Raw genomic sequence first — 20,735 nt, 5'->3', positions numbered from 1 at the left:
GGGAGGGTGGCAGGACTGTTGGTGCGGGAGTGGTAACACAGGTATTGGAGTAAGATATGCCGAGCGAGAATATCAGGATAAGGCTTGAGGCCTACGACCATGCAATACTGGATCAGTCGGCAAAGGAGATTGTTCTGACCGCGAAAAGGACTGGAGCGATAGTTTCCGGACCCATTCCTCTTCCTACAGACAGGAGGGTGTTTACCGTGCTCAGGTCTCCCCATGTGGACAAGAAGTCCAGGGAGCAGTTTGAGATAAGGGTTCACAAGAGGCTCATAGACATAACCCAGTTCACCCCTCAGACTGTGGATGCGCTGATGAAACTTGATCTGCCGGCTGGAGTGGATGTGGAGATCAAAACCTAGTGATTCGATTCGCAAATACAGTGACGTTCCATTCAAGGGACGTTGTCGCAGGTTGCTCACTCAGCACTAGTCTTGAGTGAATGAATTCGTCATCGAATTTATCAATCGAGAGACTAGTTACCAGGATTCTGATAGCATGGACGGTATCATAGGAAAAAAGATAGGAATGACTCAGCTTTTGCTCGGCCAGAAGGCGATCCCGGCCACCGTGATTGAGGTAGGACCCTGCTTTGTGGTGGGAGTCAGGACGAAAGAGAAGGACGGCTATTGTGCAGTCCAGCTGGCCTACGGGGAAAGAAAAAGGGCAAACAGGCCTATGTCAGGGGTCTTCAAAAAGGCATCTGTGACCCCGAAAAGGTGCATAGCAGAGTTTCGGACTGAAGATTCCAAGGATTTCCAACTGGGTCAGAAGATCACTGTAGAAATGTTCAAGGAAGGGGAAAAGGTTAATATCACAGGCTTCTCCAAGGGGAGAGGATTCACAGGTGTGGTGAAGAGACATGGATTCAGTGGCGGCCCAAAAAGCCACGGCTCCATGTCCCACGCCGTTCCCGGCTCCATAGGAGCTTCTGCCAATCCCAGCAGAGTGATAAAAGGTCAGAAGCTGCCCGGCAGAATGGGGAACGAAAGGGTCACCATAAAGAATCTTGAGATTTTGAAGATCGATCAAGAACAAAGTCTCTTGGTGGTTAAGGGGTCAGTCTCGGGAGCAAGACGGGGCTACCTTTTCATCAGGAAATCTCAGAGGTAAGCAATGCATAAGGCGACCTCATACACTCAGGACGGCAAGAAGACTGGCGAATTTGACCTCCCAGACTCGATATTTGGTGCTCTAGTGAAGGAAGGTGCACTCTACTACACCTTGAAAGGGTATCTTGCGAACATCAGGCGAGGGACCGCCTCTACAAAGACGAAGGGTGACGTGGCGTATAGCGGAGCCAAGCCGTGGCGGCAGAAGGGGACCGGCCGGGCAAGAGTGGGAACCAGGGGTTCACCGATATGGGTCGGTGGCGGTGTGGCCATGGGGCCAAAACCCAGAGACTATTCCAGTTCCGTACCGAGAAAGGTGAGGCGGATTGCTCTGAAGTCGGCCCTCACCAGCCTCGCCAGCGAGGGAAGAGTGGTGGTAATCGAGGATCTACAGATAGAAAAACCCAGAACTAAGACTCTTGTGGAACTGATGCAGAAGCTGGAGATTCCATCTGATTCGAAGTGCCTGATTCTCATCCACCAAAAGTGCGACAATGTGAAGCTGTCAGCCAGAAATCTTCCCAACGTGGTTTTGAAGATGGCAAAGGACTTGAACGCTCTCGATGTTATGAAGTGTAATCGTCTTCTGGCGACCAGGAAATCGGTGGACCAGTTGGAAGAGGTGCTATCAAAGTGAAAGATGCAAGGAACATCATACTCAGGCCAGTACTCACAGAAAAAGCTGTTGGACTGAAAGAGACACAGAACAAGTACTGCTTCGAGGTTAGCCGGAAGGCAAACAAACTTGAGATAAAGTCTGCAGTTGAGGAGCTTTTCAAGGTGCAGGTTCTCTCCGTCAGGGTACTCACTTCGCGAGGCAAGAAGCGGAGGATGGGAAGGTTCGAAGGGAAGAGACCCGACTGGAAGAAGGCCATCTGCAAGCTCAGAGAAGGTGACAGGATAGAGATTTTTGAGGGAAGCTAAGAATAATGGGTACAAAAAAATACAAACCAGTTACTTCTACTCTTCGATATAAGGTTGGTCCCACCTTCGAAGAGATAACAAAGAAGAAGCCTGAGAGGAGACTCCTCAGGGCCTTGAAGAAGTCTGGCGGAAGGAACAACCAGGGAAGGCGGACGGTGAGGTACAGAGGTGGGGGGCACAAGAGAAGGTACAGGATTCTGGATTTCAGGAGGGGCAAGCTTGGCATTGAGGCGAAAGTTGCCGCAATCGAGTATGATCCCAACAGGTCAGCGAGGATTGCCTTGCTCAGCTACCGGGATGGGGAGAAGAGATACATACTCGCTCCAGCAGGCCTGAAGGTGGGCGATGTGGTCATGTCGGGCCCGGGTTCTTCTATTCGTACGGGGAATGCGCTTCCGCTCATGGAAATACCTATGGGCAGTGACATACACAACATCGAACTTACCAAGGGCAAAGGTGGACAACTGGTGAGGGGCGCGGGTGGTTCTGCTCAGCTTGTGGCCAAGGAGGGTTCTTTTGCCCACGTAAGACTTCCATCTGGAGAAGTGAGGCTTATCAGGCTTGACTGTTATGCGACTATCGGACAGGTGGGTAACATAGATCATGAATCCACGGTAAGCGCGAAGGCAGGGAGATCAAGATGGCTGGGACGCAGACCAAGAACACGCGGGGTGGCCATGAACCCCCACGACCATCCCATGGGTGGCGGAGAAGGGAAGAGCTCTGGGGGAAGACATCCCTGCAGTCGGACGGGGATTCCCTCAAAGGGGTTCAGGACAAGGAAAAAGAATAAGTCATCAAGCAGATACATAATCAGGAGAAGGAAGAAGTGAGGTCGATGCATGGCTAGATCTGTCAAGAAGGGGCCTTACATAGATGAAAAGCTATTGGCCAGGATAAGAGACATGAACAATATGGGCCAGAGGATGGTTCAAAAAACCTGGTCCAGACGGTCAACCATCTCTCCTGAATTCGTCGGGCATACCCTGGCGGTTCACAACGGAAAACAGTTCCTGCCTGTGTTCATCACAGAGAATATGGTGGGGCACAAGCTTGGCGAGTTCGCTCCATCAAGAGTGTTCAGAAAACATGCGGGCATGAAGAAGGAGAAGACCACAAAGGTGAGAAGGTATAAGGGTTGAACATGGAAGGACGCGCTGTAGCAAGATATGTGAGATTTTCGGCGAAGAAGACTCGGCCTATCATGGAACACATCAAGGGGAAGGACGTTCCGGATGCCTTGGAATACTTGAGATATCTTCCCAAGGCTGCGGGAGTGATGCTCGCAAAGGTGATTAAGTCTGCTGCGTCAAATGCCATACAGGTGGTGGGAACGGGTGAGCTCAAAATGGAAGATCTTTTTGTGAAGGAGGCCCGCGTAGATCCTGGGTCGACCATGAAGCGGTGGAGGCCTAGAGCTTATGGGAGGGCGACCAGGATAAGGAAGAGAACAAGCCATGTGACCATAGTGGTAGCTGAGCACGAGAAGAAGTAGGAGACAGAAAGGAGATCTTTTGGGGCACAAAACTCATCCGATAGGATTCAGGCTTGGTTTCATCAAGAACTGGGACTCTAGATGGTTTGCCAAGAAGAACTACGCCGGGCTGCTCAATGAGGATTTCAAGGTGAGAGGGTATACGAGAGAAAGGTTGAAGAAAGCTGCTGTAAGTAAAATAGAGATTGAAAGGACCGCACGGAAGGTCACTGTTACCATACATACTGCCAGGCCTGGCATAGTCATCGGTAGGAAGGGTGTTGAGGTTGATCGTCTGAGGGATGAGTTGAAGCACCTTACAGGCAAAGAGATATACTTGAACATAGAGGAGATAAGGATTCCTGAGCTGGACGCGCACCTTGTTGCAGACAACATAGCCAGGCAGCTTGAACAGAGGATTGCTTTCAGGAGGGCGATGAAGAGGGCGGTTGTCTCTTCAATGAGGATGGGTGCGAAGGGAATAAAGGTGGCATGTTCGGGAAGACTTGCCGGTGCTGAAATTGCTCGAAGGGAGTGGTACAAGGATGGGAGAATTCCCCTCCAGACAATTCGAGCAGACATAGACTATGCGTGCAGGGTAGCCAAAACGACATATGGGACGATAGGTGTGAAAGTCTGGATCTTTATGGGAGAGGTGCTGGGAAGGTCAGAAGAGGAGGAAGCGTTTAGGACAGAGCCCAGAGGGCCGGGACATGGTCTCCCTTGAGTAAGAAGAATCCTTTTTGAAGGAACTTGAAGATGTTGATGCCCAAGAGAACCAAGTACAGGAAACAGCAACGGGGGAGAAGACGGGGGAAGGCAACCCGCTGCAACAAAGTCGACTTTGGCGACTATGGGCTGCAGGCCTTGGAGGCCGCATGGATTACTGCAAGGCAGATAGAGTCGGCCAGGGTGGCTATCTCGAGATCTGTGCAGCGCTCGGGAAAGATGTGGATAAGAATCTTCCCGGATAAGCCGGTGACAAAAAAGCCGGCTGAGACGAGAATGGGGAAAGGAAAGGGACCGCCGGAATTCTGGGTTTGTGTTGTAAAGCCGGGGAGAATGCTTTTCGAGCTTGAAGGGGTGAATGCCGACCAGGCTAAGCAGGCTTTCAAGCTCGCGGCAGCAAAACTTCCCATAAAAACCCAACTGGTGGTGAGGGGGTAGGCTGTCTGAAATGAGAGATATCGAGAAGCTGAGAGAGATGACCCCTGAAGAGCTGAATACGAAGCTCCACGAGCTGGGGGAGGAATTCTTCAGTCTGAGATTCAGAAACAAGTCGCCGGGGATACCAAACCCCCTCAAGCTCAGGCAACTGAGGCGTGAGATAGCGAGAGTGAAGACAATCATGAGAGAGGGCGAATCAGGAATACGTTCCTCCAGAACTGGCGAGGGAGAAGACGAAGGTGGAAAGAGGTAAAAGAAGAGCGAAACAGGGAAGAGTGGTCAGCGACAAGATGGACAAGACTGTGGTGGTTCTTGTGGAGAGGAGAGTGCCCCACAAGCTGTACCGGAAAATAGTCACCAAGCGGAGCAAGTTCGTAGTTCACGACCCGGAAAGCCGCTGTCAGTTGGGTGATATGGTCCAGATCGTCGAGACGAGGCCTCTGAGCAAGACCAAGAGGTGGCGAGTTACTAAAGTCGTTCGAAAGGCCGAATAGGAGAATTCAAACTGCAAACTACAAATACCCGCGCATCTTCCCCTCCCTTGGGGGAGCTCGTGAAACGAGCGGGCGTGAAACGGCCCGGGCGGGAGGGATGAAGGGGAGGGTGATAACCGGGTACGCGAGATGTGTGATTGGTGAGGGGTAAGGATGATTCAGGAGTATACAAGGCTGGCAGTAGCGGATAACTCAGGCGCAAGAGTAGGCATGTGTGTGAAGGTTCTGGGGGGCACGCGCAGAAGGTATGCTCGGCTGGGAGACGTGGTGGTTATATCAGTCAAGGATGCTATGCCGGGTAGCCAGATAAAGAAAGGGAGTATACACAGGGCCGTCATCGTGAGGACCAAGAAGGCACACAGAAGGATGGATGGGTCATATGTGAGATTTGACGAGAACGCAGCGGTTCTGATAGACGAGTTGAAGGAGCCGAAGGGGACGAGAATATTCGGCCCGGTGGCACGGGAACTCCGGGAAAGGCATTTCATGAAGATCATATCTCTTGCTTCGGAGGTTGTGTAGGTTGTCTACAAGGATAAGAAAAGATGACTTGGTCGTTGTGCTTACAGGAAACGATGGTGGAAAACGGGGCCGGATCCTGAAGGTTTTCCCAGACAAGAGCACTGCCATCGTACAGGGCATAAACTTTCGCAAGAAACATACCAGGCCGACCAAGATGCGCCAGCAAGGCGGTATTCTTGAAAAGGAAGGGCAGATACAGCTTTCCAACCTGAAAGTGGTGTGTCCGAAATGCGGACAGCCTGCGAGGACTTCGACCACCCTGTCAGCTGACGGCAGGAGGGAGCGTATCTGCAAGAAATGCGGCGAAATGATCTAGGAGACGCTGATGCCGAGGCTTCTTGACGATTACAAGGAAAGGATTGTCCCTTCGCTGATGAGGAAATCTGGATTCACAAACGTCTTCCAGGTTCCCAGGCTGGAGAAGATAGTGGTGAGTGTGGGACTTGGAGAGGCTACACAGGATCCAAAGATTATTGACATTGCTATGGAGGATCTTTCTGTAATCACGGGCCAGAGGCCGCTTGTGACCAGAGCGAAGAAGTCAGTATCGAACTTCAAGCTCAGGGCCGGGACTCCGATTGGGATCAAGGTCACCCTCAGAGGAGCCAGGATGTATGAGTTTATGGATAGATTGGTCAATGTGGCAATACCAAGAATCAGAGATTTCAGAGGTCTTTCTGTGGACTCATTCGATGGAAGGGGCAACTACTCCTTCGGGGTGGAGGAACAAGTCATGTTCCCCGAGATCAAGTATGACCGTGTAAAAAGGGTTATGGGCATGAACATAACGATAGTCACCTCTGCCCAGACTGATGAAGTGGCATTTGAATTCTTAAGTGATATGGGAGTCCCGTTCAAAAGGGCTATGGAAAGCTTGAAGCCTGAGGCTTCATCAAAGACATGAGGAGAGGACCAATTGGCTAAGAAGTCCCTAATTGCAAAGCAGAAGAGGAAGCCGAAATTCAAGGCACGCAAGTACAATAGGTGCCAGCGTTGTGGGAGAGCAAGGGCCTATTATAGGCAGTTCGGGCTGTGCAGAATATGTTTCAGAGAGCTGGCCCTTGCTGGGCAAATACCCGGGGTCAGGAAAGCATCATGGTAGGTGCGGAGGAGAGTTAAATATGTCAATGGCTGACCCTATCGCCGATATGCTAACCAGAATCAGAAATGGATACAAGGCCAAGCATGTTAAGGTCGATGTTCCATGTTCAAAGGTGAAGCTGGAAATCGCGAAGGTACTCCAATCAGAGGGGTTCATACAGGATATAGACGTCATAGAGGATAGCAGGCAAGGCCTTATCAGGATATTCTTGAAGTATGATGAACGCGAACGGCCTGCCTTATCTGGGATAAAAAGAGTGAGCAGGCCGGGCCTGCGCAAGTATACGAACACGACGGAAATACCAAGGGTGATGGGTGGTTTCGGAATTGCGGTACTGTCAACATCCAAAGGTATACTTACTGACAAACAGGCGAGACGCAAGAAGGTGGGCGGGGAGGTTGTCTTCTACGTCTGGTAGGGGAGTTGCGCATGTCAAGAGTTGGAGAGAAGCCTATAGATATTCCTGAGGGTGTGAAGGTGGAGAAGGCTGGCAGAACAATCCAGGCTTCTGGGCCCAAGGGTGTTCTGAAACTTGACATCCATCCGAGAATGCAAATCGAAATCGAGGAGAAGACAATTCGGGTAGTGAGAAAGAGTGACAACAGGTTTGACAGGTCCCTCCATGGACTGACAAGGAGTCTCGTTGCAAACATGATGACAGGTGTTACAAAAGGTTACGAGAAGGTGCTGGAAGTGGAGGGCATAGGATATAAGGCCAAAGTCGAGGGTAGCGCTTTGAACCTTCAGCTAGGGTTCAGTCACCCCATAGTTCTTGCTCCTCCCGAGGGGATCACCTTTGAGGTGGAGAGCGTGCCCAGAAATCCTGACCGGCCTTCCCTGCAGTGTCTGATACGTGTGAGGGGTATTGACAAGCAGGCGGTTGGCGAGATTGCGGCAAAAGTCCGGTCGTTCAGGAAACCTGAGCCATACAAGGGGACTGGGATAAAATACAGGGGTGAGTATATCAGGAGGAAAGCTGGTAAGACCGGAGTGTAGAAAGGTATCATGGGCAAAACAAAAGCGGTCAGAAAAGCACGAATGAGAAGGCATGCACGGGTCAGAAAGCGCGTCCAGGGTACGCCAGAGAGGCCGAGGTTGATGGTCTTTAGAAGCCTGAAGAACATATGTGCGCAGATAGTGGATGACTCCAGGGGAAGGACCGTCTGTTCTGCATCGAGTCTGTCAAAAGAAGCTGGTTCAGAGAGGCTGAATGGGCACAAGATCGACGTGAGTAGAGAGGTGGGAAGGTCTATTGCCGAGAAGGCGCTGAAGAAAGGGATAAAGAAAGTGGTTTTTGACAAGGGCGGCTACAAATATCACGGAAGGGTCAAGGCGCTTGCTGAAGCAGCAAGAAAGGCTGGCCTGGAATTCTAACAGCGACTGAAAGGGAGGCGAGCTGGTGCCGGAGAAGATAGAACTGAGTTCACTTGAGCTTTCAGAGAGAGTGGTCAACATCAACAGAGTTGCCAAGGTGGTAAAGGGGGGCAAGCGGTTCAATTTCAGCGCTCTGGTCGTGGTTGGAGATGAAACCTGTTACGTGGGGTCGGGGTTGGGGAAAGCCAATGAAATATCCGAGGCAATAAGAAAGGCGACCGAAGAGGCGCGCAGAAACATTGTCAAGATACAGCTTGCAGGTGGCACCATACCCTACATGGTAGAAGGGAGATGTGGTGCGAGCAGAGTCATGCTCAGGCCAGCATCCAAGGGAACTGGAGTCATTGCTTGTAGTACGGTTAGAGCAGTCCTTGAACTGGGAGGGGTGAAAGATATTCTGACCAAGTCTCTTGGTTCCAATACCGCTACCAATCTGGTGAGAGCGACAATGAATGGACTACTCTCCATAAGAGATCCGGAGTCGATCGAGAAGTTGAGAGGGAAGACTCTCCCCCGTTCCCGGGGTGAGATCCTCCAGGAAGGCTAGGCATAGCCGTGAAGCTGAAAATAACCCAGATAAGAAGCGCGATAGGCAGAAAGAAGGATCAAAAGGAGACGATCAAAGCCTTAGGGATAAAGAGACTCCATCAGACTGTGGTTCACGAGGACTCTCCCCAGATAAGGGGAATGATAGGAAGGGTGAGCCATCTGGTCCGTGTGGAGGAGGAGTGAGGTCATGAATCTTAGCGAGATCAGTCCTCCCAAAGGTGCCAGGAAGAAGAGAAAGAGGGTAGGCTGCGGTCCCGGGTCTGGACACGGGAAAACAGCAACGCGAGGCCACAAGGGACAGAAGTCCCGCAGCGGAAGCAAGGCGAGGCCTTGGTTCGAGGGAGGGCAGATGCCCTTTCAGAGGCGGGTGCCGAAGAGAGGCTTTACTCCAATAGAAAAGAAAGTCTATCAGGTGGTGAATCTCAAAGATCTGGAGAAGAGTTTTGAGCCAGACTCAGAGGTAGGGCCTCGGGTGCTAGCAGAAAGAGGGTTGATTAGGAAAGCACGTCTTCCTGTTAAGGTGCTGGCTAAGGGAGATATCAAGAAGGTGCTAACTGTCACCGCAGACTCTTTCTCCAAATCGGCGAAGGCCAAGATAGAGGCTGCAGGCGGGAAGGTCCGGGTTAGATAAGTGTTCAGAACGTTTTCTAACATATTCAAGATACCTGATCTGAGAAAGAGAGTCCTCTTTACTCTGGCCATACTGGTTGTATACAGAATCGGAGGCCACATTCCTTCTCCGGGGATTGACGCCAAGGCACTCGGAGTCTTCTTCCAGCAGGCGCAGGGGACGATCCTGGGTCTCTATGACCTTTTTGTGGGTGGATCCCTCAGACGGGCGACCATTTTTGCTCTTGGGATTATGCCTTACATAAGCTCCTCCATCATATTCCAGCTTCTCACTGCAGTAATACCATATCTGGAGAAGCTTCAAAAGGAAGGGGAAGAAGGGAGAAGGAAGATAACCCAGTACACCAGGTATGCAACGGTTGGCCTGGCAGCTGTTCAGGGGTATGGAATCAGCATCTTCCTGGAGCAGCTCACGGGCACAGGAGGTCAGCCTGTAGTTCCTTTCCCGGGGATGGGATTCAGAATGCTTACTGTATTGACCCTGGCCTCAGGAACCATATTCATTATGTGGCTGGGGGAACAGATAACGGAGAAAGGAATCGGGAACGGCATATCTCTGATAATATTCGTAGGATGTCTGGACCAGATCCCCAGATACGCAATGAACACCCTCAGGAAGCTGTTTGCTGGTGCATTAAGCCCAGTGGTACTCGCATTTGTTCTCGCATTCATGGTTGGGATAACTGCTGCGGTAGTGTTCATCACCCAGGCTCAGCGGAGGGTACCGGTTCAGTACGCAAAGAGGGTGATCGGAAGAAAGATATATGGAGGTCAGGCCACCCATTTACCGCTTAACATAAATTCTGCGGGAGTGATTCCTATTATCTTTGCCCAGTCGATAATAATGTTTCCTACAACTCTTACCAGTTTCTTTTTGAAGACGACCTGGGCTGAAGCTATTTCCGGGCTGATGCAGCCCGGAACATGGCTGTATACGTCAATATATGCTGCTTTGATAGTCTTCTTCGCTTATTTCTATACGGCAATTGTCATCAATCCCGTGGACTTGGCTGACAACATGAAGAAGTACGGGGGATTCATACCGGGAATCAGACCCGGCACGAGAACATCAGAGTATATTGACAGGATCCTGACGCGGATAACTCTGCCAGGGGCTGTATTCTTTGCATTCATAGCAATTTTGCCTATTTATCTCATGAGGGTCACCGGAGTTCCTGTCTATTTTGGCGGGACGACACTCCTTATCATAGTCGGAGTCGCGCTCGACACGGTTCAGCAGATAGAAGCGCAGCTCATGATGAGGCATTATGAGGGCTTCTTGAAAAAGGGGAAGCTAAGAGGAAGAAGGTGATAATCTGCTCCGGTTTGTTCTCCTCGGCCCTCCTGGTTGTGGAAAAGGTACGCAGGCAGAAAAGATATCTGAGGATTATGGGCCGGCGAGAATATCAACTGGAGATATACTCAGGGAAGAAGTGAGTCTCGGGACAGAACTGGGTAAGAAGGTGAAAGACATAATGGAGAGGGGCGAACTCGTGCCTGACGGGACTATCTTGGAAATCATTCAAAAGAGACTTGAGAAAGAAGAATCATCTTCTGGATACATAATGGATGGTTTTCCCAGGACTGTGGCTCAGGCTCAGGAGTTCGATCTCCTACTGAAGGAGAAAGGTTCAGAGATAGACGCTGTCTTAGCCTTTGAGATTGAAGATGATGTGATCGTGAAGAGGCTTTCCGCAAGAAGGGTCTGTCTGAAGTGTGGAGCTGTGTACAACCTCCTGACGGTTCCTCCCCGCAAGGATGGTATCTGCGACTCTTGCGGGGGAGCTCTGGTACTGAGGGATGATGACAGAGAGGAGACAATCAGAGAAAGGCTAAGGGTCTACAGGAGGCAAACAAAACCAGTCAAGGAATATTATGCGAAAGCGGGTCTCTTGTGTGAAATAGATGCTGATGGGACCGTCGGTGAAGTTTATGAAAAGGTGAAATCAGTTATCAGAAGGTTAGCCTGATGGCCAAGAAGAAAGGTATCCAGATAGAAGGGACTGTCATCGAAGCTCTGCCAAATGCAATGTTCAGGGTAGAGCTCGACAAGGGCCATAAGGTCCTTGCTCATATAAGCGGAAAGATGAGGATGCATTTCATAAGGATTCTACCGGGCGACAGAGTGACGGTCGAGCTGTCGCCGTATGATTTGACCCGAGGGCGGATAGTATATAGATTTAAGTAGTAGGGGAATAATTGTAAGAATGGGAGCTTCATGATGAAAGTTCGTGCATCAGTAAAGAAAATCTGTGACCACTGCAAAATCATCAGGCGCAAGGGTGTCGTACGTGTCATATGCAAGAACCCGCGCCATAAGCAGAGACAGGGATAAAGGGAATAGAATCCACTATCTCTGTGTGAGAGATTGCTAACCAAAGAGGAGGACGGATTTGGCAAGAATCGCTGGAGTTGACCTACCAAGAGACAAGAGGATTGAGGTGGGTCTCACCTACATCTATGGTATCGGCCCGAGTTCTTCACAGAAGATACTGAATGTGACCAAAGTGGATCCCGACAGAAGGGTGAAAGACCTGACGGAGGAAGAGGTCACCAAGCTCAGAACAGAGATAGAGTCTAGCTACAAGGTTGAAGGGGCTCTAAGAGCAGAGGTAAGCCGGCATATCAGGAGGCTGCTGGATATTGGATGCTACAGAGGTATGCGGCACAGAAGGGGGCTTCCAGTAAGAGGCCAGAGAACGAGGACCAATGCGAGAACAAGAAAGGGACCAAAGAAGACTTCCGGAATGGTCAAGAAGAAGGTCAGGCTTGGAAAGAAAGGATAGACGATGCCTCAGAGCAGTCCGAGAAGAGAGAAGAAAAAAGCGAAACAGGTAGACCCGCTTGGTGTGGCGCACATCTGCGCGACTTTCAGTAACACCATCATAACAATCACGGGTAGTAAAGGAGATACGGTCGCTTGGGCGAGCGCTGGCTCTATAGGGTTCAAGGGCTCGAGAAAATCTACACCATTCGCAGCACAACTTGCAGCAGAGAAATGTGCAAAGGAGGTGTTGAGCCTGGGCATGAGAAAGGTTGAGGTCTGGGTGAAGGGCCCGGGATCCGGGAGGGAGGCGGCAATAAGGTCTCTCCAGGCAGCAGGTCTGACCATCACAGCCATTAAGGACGTGACACCTATACCGCACAATGGCTGCCGGCCACCGAAACGAAGACGTGTGTAACCAAAGACTGGAAATTGAGAAACTGAAAACCTCAAGACGGACTGGAAATTGAGAAATTGAAAAACGCGAAACATGAATGGAAGAACATGCCTCTCTGTGTCATTGCGAGCTTAATAGGCCCGATCCATCGCAAGATGGAGCGAGGCATATTCAGTCCCCAGTGCCAGTCGAGGGGGAGCCCTTTAGGGCGACGAGGCAATCCAGAGGCGTATCTGGATGTTGTGAGCAGTGAGGCCTGTGGTTTGAATTTCTTAATTTCTCATTTTCCTAATTTCTAGAATCTTGGATTGGAGGTTAAATGGGAGCTTATCGAGGACCTGTTTGTCGACTTTGTAGAAGGGAGGGAGTGAAGCTTCTACTGAAGGGTGACAAGTGCTCCAGTGACAAGTGTGCACTGGAGAAGAGACAATACCCGCCTGGGGAGAAAAAAAAGAGAATGCGAAGGAAGGTCTCTGGATATGGCCTTCAGCTCAGGGAGAAACAGAAGGCAAGGAGAATATACGGCATTCGAGAGAGGCAGTTTCATCGATACTATGAGCACGCTGCAAAAAGGAAAGGGGTTACAGGAGATCTTCTTCTCCAGTACCTGGAACGGAGGCTTGACAATGTTGTGTACAGGCTCGGTTTTGCACCATCCCGGCCTGCGGCAAGACAGCTGGTCAGACACAGACATTTCCAGGTCAACAACAGGATAGTGGATATTCCTTCCTATCTAGTGGAAAAGGGTGATGACATCTCGTTAAAGACTCGATCCAAGGGTCTGAATGCCATAATAAAACCTTGTCTTGAAAAGAAGAGTGAGAAGGGTATGCCCGCGTGGTTGTCTCTGGATAGAAAGGGCATGAAAGGGCTCATAGTTGAAATGCCCAAGAGGGAAGAGATACCTCTTCCCATTAAGGAAGAACTGATTATCGAGCTTTACTCGAAGTAACCGGCCTGAAGCTGGACGTGGCTTTGGTCTTCCAAGGGGAGGCATCTAAGTATGAAGCTAAAACCTTTGCAGATGCCCAAGAAGGTAGAGGCGGAAGAGAAAACGCTGACTGAAGATTATGGTAGATTCATTATTGCACCTCTTGAGAGGGGCTTCGGTCTTACCATTGGAAATGGTCTGAGGAGGGTATTACTCTCTTCCATTCAAGGCGCTGCCGTGACTGCTGTGAAGATAGAGGGTGTCCTTCACGAGTTCACCAAGATTCCAGGTGTTCTGGAGGACGTTACAGACATAATCTTGAGCATCAAGAAGCTCAGGGTAAAGATGACTGAGGACACCAGTAAAACGCTTTACCTTAAGATCGCCAGCAAAAAGGTTGTGAAGGCGAAAGATATTAAGAAAGATCCCGCGGTTGAGATAATGAACCCAGATCTGCATATAGCCACCCTCGCTGACGGGTCCAAGCTGGATATGGAACTGAGCATTGAAACGGGGAGAGGCTATGTACCCGCCGAGCAACTGAAGGATAGGCACCGGGCAATAGGAGTAGTCAATATGGATGCGCTCTTTTCGCCCGTGGCGAAGGTGAACTATACAGTTGAAGATATCCGTGTCGGACAGAGAACTGACTACGACAAGCTGATACTCGAGATATGGACTGACAGGACGATATCTCCTTCTGATGCGCTTGCCCACGCAGCAAAGATAATCAAGGATCATATGCTCCTCTTCATGACCTTCGAAGAGGAACCGGAGGTTTTGGTTGAAGAAGTGGACGAGGAGACAGAGTCACTGAGGAAACTGCTCGAGACGAATGTTGAAGAGCTTGAGCTGTCAGTAAGATCTGGCAACTGTCTAAAGGCTGCGAAGATAAAGACTCTTGCCGATCTTGTGCAGAAGACGGAATCGGAGATGCTGAAGTATAGAAATTTCGGGAAGAAGTCTCTTGCCGAGTTGGCCAAAGTCCTGGAAGGATATAGCCTCCACTTTGGCATGGACGTATCGAAGGTCCTCGCCAAAGACAAGGACGAAGAGGAGAAGGACAGCGATGAGGCATCTTAGGCGAGGGAAAAAACTGGGTAGAACAATGGAGCACAGGAAGGCGCTCATTTCCAATTTGACCACAGCGCTTTTCGCCAAGGAGTCAATCATCACTACTCTTCCTAAGGCCTGGGAGGCCAGGAGAACAGCTGAGAGAATGATAAGTTTTGCTCTTCGTGGAGACCTTGCTGCAAGGCGGCACGTGCTCAAGACGGTCAAGAATGAGTCAGTGGTGAAGAAGCTTTTCGAAGAGATAGCTCCGAGGTTCACTGGTAGGCCCGGTGGATATACTAGAATATTGAAACTGGGCCGGAGAAAGGGCGATGGTGCTGAGACGGCCATACTTGAGCTGGTAAGCCTCAAGCCAAAAGAAGGGAAAAAGCAGAAACGCGGTAGAAGAAAGAAGGAAAAATAAACCACCTCACCCCGTGAAAGCCGAGGAGCACACTTCCTCGGCTTTCATCATCCAAACCCCGAAAACGAAATAGGGCCAGCCCGTCCTTGGACGGGATGAGGGATATTTCGTCCTGAGCGACGTGCTGAGCGTCGTCGAAGCACGGAGTCGAAGGATCTGCTTGTGCCAGATTGCTTCGCTATCGCTCGCAATGACATGATAGGGGATGTTCCGACGCTTCTGGTTGGGTGGCTGATAGCTATCTTATGTCTTGCCTCTTACAATTGATTCATGATAATCTGTGGTTCAGAGGTTTTGGGTTGCTGGTAGCTAATGGTTGAGAGCTGACAGCTATTGTTTAGCGTATAGCGTGTAAGTTATGATTGAGTTCAGTAACGTCTCCCATAGTTACAGGGAAGGCCGGCCCTCGCTCGCCGGATTTGATGCTGTCTTCCGTGAAGGCATCATGACCGCGATATTTGGCGACAATGGCGCCGGGAAGTCGACCGTCGCAATGCTGGCGAATGGCCTTTTGAAGCCAGATGCTGGAGTTGTGAGCGTGGATGGCCTGGACACTGTGGATGCTGAGTCGCTTTGGGAGATCAGGAAGAAGGTGGGATTGGTTTTCCAGAACCCGGACTCACAGTTCGTGGCCACTACTGTGGAGAGAGAAGTTGCGTTCGGTCTGGAGAACATCGGAGTTGAGAGTCCGGAGATAAGAGGAAGGGTCGATGAAGTACTCCGCCTTCTGGACATTTCTGAGCTGAAGGATAGATCTCCGCGTGACCTCTCTCAAGGCGAGAAGGGCATTGTTTCGGTTGCTTCTATTCTTGTTCTCTGTCCGGAGTATCTCATACTCGATGAGCCCACCTCCCATCTTGACAGGCATGAGGTGGAAAGATTGTGGAGCCTCATTCAGACGTCGGAGCCAAAGCCCTCAATAATATTGATTACCCAGGAGAGAGAGGAGATAGAGAGATGTGATCATGTTGTTGCCCTTGAATGTGGAAGGAAGACCTACGATGGCCCAGCAGCGGAGTTTTTGAATGCTAGCTACATTAGATCAGGCCTGACAGAGCTGGCCCACGAGCTGGTCACTCTGGGAATTGAAGTGATCCCAAGACCGGCCGGTATTGATGAACTGGTTGATTCAGTATGGAAGAGGCGGAGATGTACAGCAAAGAAGAGGGATGAGGAGATTCTTTTTGCAAAGAGCCCCGCGAATGAGAAGCCCTGGATTGATACCGTTCATCTAGTTGACGGTGAATACGTTTACAAAAAAGGGTTGCCAGGTGAAAAGATCGGGGTAGAGCACGCAAACGTCGATCTAAGAAGAGGAGAATTTCTTGGGATTGTTGGACCGAATGGATCAGGTAAGACCACGCTTTCTCTTATGCTCGCTGGTCTTTTCAGGCCCACATCAGGCTCTCTTTTGGTCAATGGGTTTGAGGTGCCCCGAGGTGGAGATGTGCGCAAACTCAGACGAGAGATAGGGTTTGTGTTCCAGAATCCCGAGGGGGCTTTCTTCACAGACAGTTGCCTGAATGAGGTTATCTTCGGGCTTAAGAACTTTGACATAGAGAAGCCGGAGGAGAAAGCAGCCTCTGCACTCGGTTTTGTTGGGCTGCCTTATGAGGATTTCGGCAAACGCTCTCCTTTTGAAATCTCATATGGAGAACAGCGCAGACTGGCAATGGCCTGTGCACTGGCGTATGAGCCCCAGATACTCTTTTTTGATGAACCAACTGCTGGCCTGGACCAGAAAGGCAGAGATTTCGTCTACGACCTGCTGTTCAGAATAAAAGCATCGGGCAGGACTGTGGTTCTCATTTCGCACGATCTTGGTCCTGTGCTGGATCTGAGTGATAGACTGGTTGCGTTGGAGAAGGGCAGAAACGTGTACACAGGCCCCCCGGTTTACCTTGGCAAGACAAGTCTGGGAGAACAGCTCGGATTGAGGGAATCAGATGTCCATGAGGTGCTCATCCAGCTCAAATCGAAAGGGCTTGATGTTCTCACCGAGATCTTCTCCCCCCGTCTGGCCGCAGTCGCGATAAACCAAGCACTTGCTTGAAGAACCGAAGCTCTCGGCCATCAGCCGATGATTCGAAATTACGAAATTCCTCACAGCCCTTCCCCCCACCTTCGAAACTAGGAAATTAACACCGAAACTGCTGTGCGATGGCTATCAGCTGTCAGTCATCAGCTATCTGGCACCAAGTCCCAAACACGTTTTAGGCTCTTAATTTCGATTTTCGAATTTCTATTTTCGGTCTCTGGAATTTCCTGGTTTCAAGGATTGCACCTTTCGTGCGCTAAGTACCAGCTGACGGCCATTTTGTGTTCTGACACTACGACAGTGCAATTGATGGTTGCATGGTGTAAAAAAAAGGTCTCACAGTGTGGGAAGGCGCCACATGGGGTCCCACCCTACATGTTGGTGATATGCTGTGTCGATGCAAAGTCGGGGCAGACTGGGCCGGATTTAGATTTCCGGGGTTTTTGCCATATTCCCCCGGGTGGCTCCTTGGGGGTCTGGGTCGCCTCGAGAAGGCAAGATGTGTAGTAATTTGTTCTTGACTTTGGCCTGATTTGAGTGTTACATATATAGAAGCCTCCAAAGGAAGCCTTTAAGTCTAGTCCAGAGAGGCTAGAAAGGGACACAATGTATCGGTTAGGAAATGAGCTAACCCTGCGCATGTAAAGTGCGGAGGGCTATTTTTTGGCGAAGGGAACTGCCATGACTGCCGTGGAAAAAGGCAAGGTAATGGACGAGAATGACATAAGACGCGCTCTCATCAGGATTGCACATGAGATTCTGGAGAGTAACAAGGGAACTGAGGGACTATATCTTATAGGAATAAGAAACCGGGGCGATTCTCTGGCCCACAGACTGGCTGCCTTGATAGAGGAGATAGAAGGGGTCAAAATTCCTGTCGGAATCCTGGACATCACCCTGTACAGAGACGACTTCACTACTTTGGGTACCCAGCCGGTGGTTCATGAGACAAAGATCCCATTCGATGTGAACGGCAAAACAGTAGTGCTTGTGGACGACGTTCTTTTCACTGGAAGGACGATAAGGGCAGCCCTGGACGAGATAATCGATTTTGGTAGACCAAAGTCGATGCAACTGGCCGTGCTTGTGGACAGAGGACACAGAGAGCTTCCCATAAGGGCTGACTATGTAGGCAAGAACGTTCCAACTTCAAATTCCGAGACCGTTGATGTAATGCTCAAAGAGGTAGACGGGAAGGATGCTGTTATACTGAAGGAGTTGCGGGAATGAAGTTTGAGCGGAAGGATCTCCTCGGCCTTGAAGGCGTGAGTCGGGAGGAGATAGATCTCATGCTGGGCACAGCGGAGTCTTTCAAAGAAATAAGTGAAAGGCCCATAAGAAAAGTTCCGGTACTCCGTGGAAAGACTATTGTCAACCTGTTTCTTGAGCCGAGCACCAGAACGCAAGCTTCTTTTGATATTGCTGCAAAAAGGCTTTCTGCTGACACCATAAATGTATCTGCAAAATCCTCAGCCATATTGAAAGGGGAGACCCTTCTTGATACGGCCAGGAATATTGAAGCTATGAAGATTGATGTGGTGATTATTCGCCATTCAGCTCCGGGGGCAGCCCATTTTCTGGCAAAAAGGCTGAGTGCATCCGTCATAAACGCTGGCGATGGCGCTCATGAGCATCCTACGCAGGGGCTTCTCGATATGATGACCATAAGAGAGAGGCTGAACAGACTGGATGGTCTGAAGGTTCTCATCGTGGGAGACATCGAACACTCAAGAGTTGCTCGCTCCGACATCTGGGGCTTGAAGACGATGGGAGCAGAAGTCTCAGTGTGTGGCCCACCGACCCTGATTCCAATGCATGCAGACAAGTTGGGAGTACAGGTCTACTACAATATCGACGAGGCTATAAAAGACAAGGACGTCATAAATGTATTGAGGATACAGTTGGAGCGTCAGGATACAGGTCTGTTTCCATCAGTAAGAGAATATGCAAGACTCTATGGTATAGACAAAAAGAGACTACGGGGAGCAAGAGAAGACGTGGTCATAATGCATCCGGGGCCTATCAATAGAGGGATTGAGCTTGATCCTGATGTGGCAGACGGTTCATGGTCGGTGATACTAGATCAGGTGACGAACGGTGTGGCGGTGAGGATGGCTCTCCTTTACTTGCTAACTGGTGGTGAAAGTCCTGAAAAGGAACTACAAACAGAGGAAAGGGACCGTGAAAACTAGCGTCCGGGCACCAAAATCCAAGGGCCAGACTTCACTTTTGATCAAAGGTGGTCGCGTCATTGACCCAGCTTCAAACGTTGATACTGTTCAGGACGTGCTCATCAAGAACGGAAAAATCTCGAAAGTTTCCAGGTCAATAGCCTCAAAGGGCGCAGTCACTATCGATGCTTCTGACAAGATAGTTGTTCCGGGTCTGATTGACATGCATGCCCACCTGAGGGAACCGGGGAGAGAGGATGAGGAGACGATTGGGTCTGGGACGAGGGCAGCCGTCAAGGGAGGTTTTGTCGCTGTCTGCTGCATGCCGAATACAGCGCCTCCAATAGATGACCAGAGCACAGTCAGGTTCATACTTGAAAGAGCAAAGGAGCGGGGGAAGTGTAGTGTCTTTCCTGTAGGAGCAATCACCAAGGGGCGACGGGGCAACGAACTGGCAGAGATTGGTGACTTGGTTGAGGCCGGCTGTGTTGCCATATCTGATGACGGCAGTCCAATTATGAATGCTGAAATAATGCGGAGGGCGCTCGAATATACCAAGCAGTTCAATATCCCAGTCATATCCCACTGCGAGAATACAGATATGACCACGGGCTGCCAGATGAACGAAGGGTTCGTCTCCACGAAGCTCGGCTTGAATGGGTGGCCCTCAGTTGCGGAAGAGATGATGGTGGCGAGGGACATTGCACTGTGCAGGTACGCAGGTGGAAGACTGCATATAGCGCATGTTTCGACTAGAAGGTCTGTGGAGCTGGTGAGGGTAGCAAAAAAGGACGGTTTGCCCGTAACATGCGAGGTTACTCCGCACCATCTCACACTCACTGATGATCTGATATCCTCCTTCGATACAAACTTGAAGGTCAATCCTCCGCTCAGAACAGCAGAAGATGTTGATGCTCTGATTGAGGGAATTGGGGATAGGACCATAGATGTAGTGGCAACAGATCATGCTCCCCATGCCTTCTTTGAAAAAGAGGCTGAGTTCACAGCTGCACCATTTGGCATGATAGGCCTGGAGACAGCACTGGCTCTGGTCCTGACTGAAGTGGTGAAGAAGAAGGGCGTCTCGATTAAGAGGGCGATAGCCTGCATGAGCTGCAACCCGGGGAAGATACTCAACTTGGGTGCAGGGACTCTGAAGCCAGGTTCAAGAGCAAATGTTACGATCATCGATCTGAATGTGAAGTGGAAGGTAGACGCAGAGAAATTCGAATCCAGATCCAGAAACTCACCCTATGTCGGCAGAGAACTTGAGGGCGCAGCCTACATCACCATAGTCGACGGACATATAGTCTTCCAAGACGGCACCGTCCTCGACTAAACTGAATAGGCCTCTCCCTACTCACCCCTCGTGTCATTCTGGAGGAGTCCAGTGGTCCTTCGGAGCCATACAAGACGCAAGCCCGACTAAGGGGGTAGCGCTGAGTCGGGCGAAGTCCCCCGCGAAGCCCGACGGAGCTAGGGACAGCGGAGGCGGGAAGCCGATTAGGCGAAGGATAAATAGATACATCACAAGAAAGATTTTGGAACCGCAGAAGATTGCTCAATATTGAACCATATTGAACCGGGGATGGGTGCGTGGGAGGAG

General features: G+C 50.4%; 34 protein-coding genes. All 34 read left to right on the top strand.

Features of this window, described 5'->3' with window-relative positions; all coding sequences use genetic code 11:
- Positions 1 to 56: 56 nt before the first annotated feature.
- The 34 genes from rpsJ (at position 57) to E3J62_02520 (ending at position 20,468) form a co-directional block, all read left to right on the top strand.
- Positions 57 to 365, top strand: coding sequence for a 30S ribosomal protein S10 (rpsJ, locus tag E3J62_02685; protein TET47031.1), 309 nt, complete (start codon positions 57 to 59; stop codon positions 363 to 365).
- Positions 366 to 501: 136 nt separating this feature from the next.
- Positions 502 to 1,116: a 50S ribosomal protein L3 gene (locus E3J62_02680; protein ID TET47030.1), complete on the top strand. Its 615-nt coding sequence runs from the start codon at positions 502 to 504 to the stop codon at positions 1,114 to 1,116.
- Between the two features lie 3 nt (positions 1,117 to 1,119).
- Positions 1,120 to 1,752, top strand: coding sequence for a 50S ribosomal protein L4 (gene rplD, locus E3J62_02675; GenBank protein TET47029.1), 633 nt, complete (start codon positions 1,120 to 1,122; stop codon positions 1,750 to 1,752).
- Positions 1,749 to 2,039, top strand: a complete 291-nt coding sequence (locus E3J62_02670; GenBank protein TET47028.1) for a 50S ribosomal protein L23 — start codon at positions 1,749 to 1,751, stop codon at positions 2,037 to 2,039. The genes rplD and E3J62_02670 overlap by 4 nt, the downstream gene beginning before the upstream one ends.
- Positions 2,040 to 2,044: 5 nt before the next feature.
- A complete protein-coding gene (rplB, locus tag E3J62_02665; protein ID TET47027.1) occupies positions 2,045 to 2,872 on the top strand; it encodes a 50S ribosomal protein L2 in 828 nt (275 codons plus the stop codon).
- 9 nt (positions 2,873 to 2,881) lie between these two features.
- Complete coding sequence (rpsS, locus tag E3J62_02660) at positions 2,882 to 3,181, top strand: 30S ribosomal protein S19 (GenBank protein TET47026.1); 300 nt, start codon at positions 2,882 to 2,884, stop codon at positions 3,179 to 3,181.
- Positions 3,182 to 3,183: 2 nt separating this feature from the next.
- Positions 3,184 to 3,534, top strand: coding sequence for a 50S ribosomal protein L22 (locus E3J62_02655; protein ID TET47033.1), 351 nt, complete (start codon positions 3,184 to 3,186; stop codon positions 3,532 to 3,534).
- Positions 3,535 to 3,553: 19 nt separating this feature from the next.
- Positions 3,554 to 4,240, top strand: a complete 687-nt coding sequence (gene rpsC / locus E3J62_02650; protein ID TET47025.1) for a 30S ribosomal protein S3 — start codon at positions 3,554 to 3,556, stop codon at positions 4,238 to 4,240.
- Positions 4,241 to 4,272: 32 nt separating this feature from the next.
- A complete protein-coding gene (rplP, locus tag E3J62_02645) occupies positions 4,273 to 4,680 on the top strand; it encodes a 50S ribosomal protein L16 (protein TET47024.1) in 408 nt (135 codons plus the stop codon).
- A gap of 10 nt (positions 4,681 to 4,690) precedes the next feature.
- The gene (gene rpmC, locus E3J62_02640) at positions 4,691 to 4,933 is read left to right on the top strand and encodes a 50S ribosomal protein L29 (protein ID TET47023.1); all 243 of its coding nucleotides are present in this window, start codon (positions 4,691 to 4,693) and stop codon (positions 4,931 to 4,933) included.
- Positions 4,920 to 5,174: a 30S ribosomal protein S17 gene (gene rpsQ / locus E3J62_02635; protein ID TET47022.1), complete on the top strand. Its 255-nt coding sequence runs from the start codon at positions 4,920 to 4,922 to the stop codon at positions 5,172 to 5,174. Before rpmC ends, rpsQ begins: the two co-directional genes overlap by 14 nt.
- A gap of 153 nt (positions 5,175 to 5,327) precedes the next feature.
- Positions 5,328 to 5,696 (top strand): 50S ribosomal protein L14, encoded by a 369-nt coding sequence (gene rplN, locus E3J62_02630; GenBank protein TET47021.1) that lies wholly within the window; start codon positions 5,328 to 5,330, stop codon positions 5,694 to 5,696.
- Complete coding sequence (locus E3J62_02625) at positions 5,677 to 6,012, top strand: 50S ribosomal protein L24 (GenBank protein ID TET47020.1); 336 nt, start codon at positions 5,677 to 5,679, stop codon at positions 6,010 to 6,012. The genes rplN and E3J62_02625 overlap by 20 nt, the downstream gene beginning before the upstream one ends.
- A 9-nt stretch (positions 6,013 to 6,021) precedes the next feature.
- Positions 6,022 to 6,600, top strand: a complete 579-nt coding sequence (gene rplE, locus E3J62_02620; protein ID TET47019.1) for a 50S ribosomal protein L5 — start codon at positions 6,022 to 6,024, stop codon at positions 6,598 to 6,600.
- 12 nt (positions 6,601 to 6,612) lie between these two features.
- On the top strand, positions 6,613 to 6,798 hold the full coding sequence (locus tag E3J62_02615; protein TET47018.1) for a type Z 30S ribosomal protein S14: 186 nt from the start codon (positions 6,613 to 6,615) through the stop codon (positions 6,796 to 6,798).
- A 19-nt stretch (positions 6,799 to 6,817) separates the two neighbouring features.
- Positions 6,818 to 7,216, top strand: coding sequence for a 30S ribosomal protein S8 (rpsH, locus tag E3J62_02610; GenBank protein TET47017.1), 399 nt, complete (start codon positions 6,818 to 6,820; stop codon positions 7,214 to 7,216).
- A gap of 11 nt (positions 7,217 to 7,227) precedes the next feature.
- Positions 7,228 to 7,794, top strand: coding sequence for a 50S ribosomal protein L6 (locus E3J62_02605; GenBank protein TET47016.1), 567 nt, complete (start codon positions 7,228 to 7,230; stop codon positions 7,792 to 7,794).
- Between the two features lie 9 nt (positions 7,795 to 7,803).
- The gene (locus E3J62_02600) at positions 7,804 to 8,172 is read left to right on the top strand and encodes a 50S ribosomal protein L18 (GenBank protein ID TET47015.1); all 369 of its coding nucleotides are present in this window, start codon (positions 7,804 to 7,806) and stop codon (positions 8,170 to 8,172) included.
- A 25-nt stretch (positions 8,173 to 8,197) separates the two neighbouring features.
- Positions 8,198 to 8,719 carry a 30S ribosomal protein S5 gene (locus E3J62_02595; protein ID TET47014.1) on the top strand — a complete coding sequence of 174 codons (522 nt, stop codon included), beginning with the start codon at positions 8,198 to 8,200 and terminating at the stop codon, positions 8,717 to 8,719.
- A 2-nt stretch (positions 8,720 to 8,721) separates the two neighbouring features.
- Complete coding sequence (gene rpmD, locus E3J62_02590) at positions 8,722 to 8,904, top strand: 50S ribosomal protein L30 (GenBank protein TET47013.1); 183 nt, start codon at positions 8,722 to 8,724, stop codon at positions 8,902 to 8,904.
- A 4-nt stretch (positions 8,905 to 8,908) separates the two neighbouring features.
- On the top strand, positions 8,909 to 9,352 hold the full coding sequence (locus E3J62_02585; GenBank protein ID TET47012.1) for a 50S ribosomal protein L15: 444 nt from the start codon (positions 8,909 to 8,911) through the stop codon (positions 9,350 to 9,352).
- Positions 9,353 to 10,663: a preprotein translocase subunit SecY gene (gene secY, locus E3J62_02580; GenBank protein TET47011.1), complete on the top strand. Its 1,311-nt coding sequence runs from the start codon at positions 9,353 to 9,355 to the stop codon at positions 10,661 to 10,663.
- 4 nt (positions 10,664 to 10,667) lie between these two features.
- A complete protein-coding gene (locus E3J62_02575) occupies positions 10,668 to 11,321 on the top strand; it encodes an adenylate kinase (protein ID TET47010.1) in 654 nt (217 codons plus the stop codon).
- Complete coding sequence (gene infA, locus E3J62_02570) at positions 11,321 to 11,539, top strand: translation initiation factor IF-1 (GenBank protein TET47009.1); 219 nt, start codon at positions 11,321 to 11,323, stop codon at positions 11,537 to 11,539. The genes E3J62_02575 and infA overlap by 1 nt, the downstream gene beginning before the upstream one ends.
- A gap of 33 nt (positions 11,540 to 11,572) precedes the next feature.
- On the top strand, positions 11,573 to 11,686 hold the full coding sequence (gene rpmJ, locus E3J62_02565; protein ID TET47008.1) for a 50S ribosomal protein L36: 114 nt from the start codon (positions 11,573 to 11,575) through the stop codon (positions 11,684 to 11,686).
- A 58-nt stretch (positions 11,687 to 11,744) separates the two neighbouring features.
- Entirely contained in the window at positions 11,745 to 12,137 is a 393-nt protein-coding gene (rpsM, locus tag E3J62_02560) for a 30S ribosomal protein S13 (protein TET47007.1), read from the top strand.
- A 3-nt stretch (positions 12,138 to 12,140) separates the two neighbouring features.
- Positions 12,141 to 12,533, top strand: a complete 393-nt coding sequence (gene rpsK, locus E3J62_02555) for a 30S ribosomal protein S11 (GenBank protein TET47006.1) — start codon at positions 12,141 to 12,143, stop codon at positions 12,531 to 12,533.
- 298 nt (positions 12,534 to 12,831) lie between these two features.
- Entirely contained in the window at positions 12,832 to 13,464 is a 633-nt protein-coding gene (gene rpsD, locus E3J62_02550) for a 30S ribosomal protein S4 (protein ID TET47005.1), read from the top strand.
- 51 nt (positions 13,465 to 13,515) lie between these two features.
- Complete coding sequence (locus tag E3J62_02545) at positions 13,516 to 14,526, top strand: DNA-directed RNA polymerase subunit alpha (GenBank protein TET47004.1); 1,011 nt, start codon at positions 13,516 to 13,518, stop codon at positions 14,524 to 14,526.
- Positions 14,513 to 14,920: a 50S ribosomal protein L17 gene (locus tag E3J62_02540; GenBank protein TET47003.1), complete on the top strand. Its 408-nt coding sequence runs from the start codon at positions 14,513 to 14,515 to the stop codon at positions 14,918 to 14,920. The genes E3J62_02545 and E3J62_02540 overlap by 14 nt, the downstream gene beginning before the upstream one ends.
- A gap of 358 nt (positions 14,921 to 15,278) precedes the next feature.
- The gene (locus tag E3J62_02535; protein ID TET47002.1) at positions 15,279 to 16,973 is read left to right on the top strand and encodes an ATP-binding cassette domain-containing protein; all 1,695 of its coding nucleotides are present in this window, start codon (positions 15,279 to 15,281) and stop codon (positions 16,971 to 16,973) included.
- 666 nt (positions 16,974 to 17,639) lie between these two features.
- Positions 17,640 to 18,188 (top strand): bifunctional pyr operon transcriptional regulator/uracil phosphoribosyltransferase PyrR, encoded by a 549-nt coding sequence (gene pyrR / locus E3J62_02530; protein ID TET47032.1) that lies wholly within the window; start codon positions 17,640 to 17,642, stop codon positions 18,186 to 18,188.
- Positions 18,185 to 19,150: an aspartate carbamoyltransferase catalytic subunit gene (locus E3J62_02525; GenBank protein ID TET47001.1), complete on the top strand. Its 966-nt coding sequence runs from the start codon at positions 18,185 to 18,187 to the stop codon at positions 19,148 to 19,150. The genes pyrR and E3J62_02525 overlap by 4 nt, the downstream gene beginning before the upstream one ends.
- Entirely contained in the window at positions 19,140 to 20,468 is a 1,329-nt protein-coding gene (locus tag E3J62_02520) for a dihydroorotase (protein ID TET47000.1), read from the top strand. Before E3J62_02525 ends, E3J62_02520 begins: the two co-directional genes overlap by 11 nt.
- Positions 20,469 to 20,735: the final 267 nt, after the last annotated feature.

This window comes from candidate division TA06 bacterium (assembly GCA_004376575.1).
Taxonomy (GTDB): domain Bacteria; phylum Hydrothermota; class DG-26; order E44-bin18; family E44-bin18; genus E44-bin18.
The sequence above is the reverse complement of the archived record's forward strand: the minus strand, read 5'-3'. Positions and strand labels throughout refer to the sequence as shown.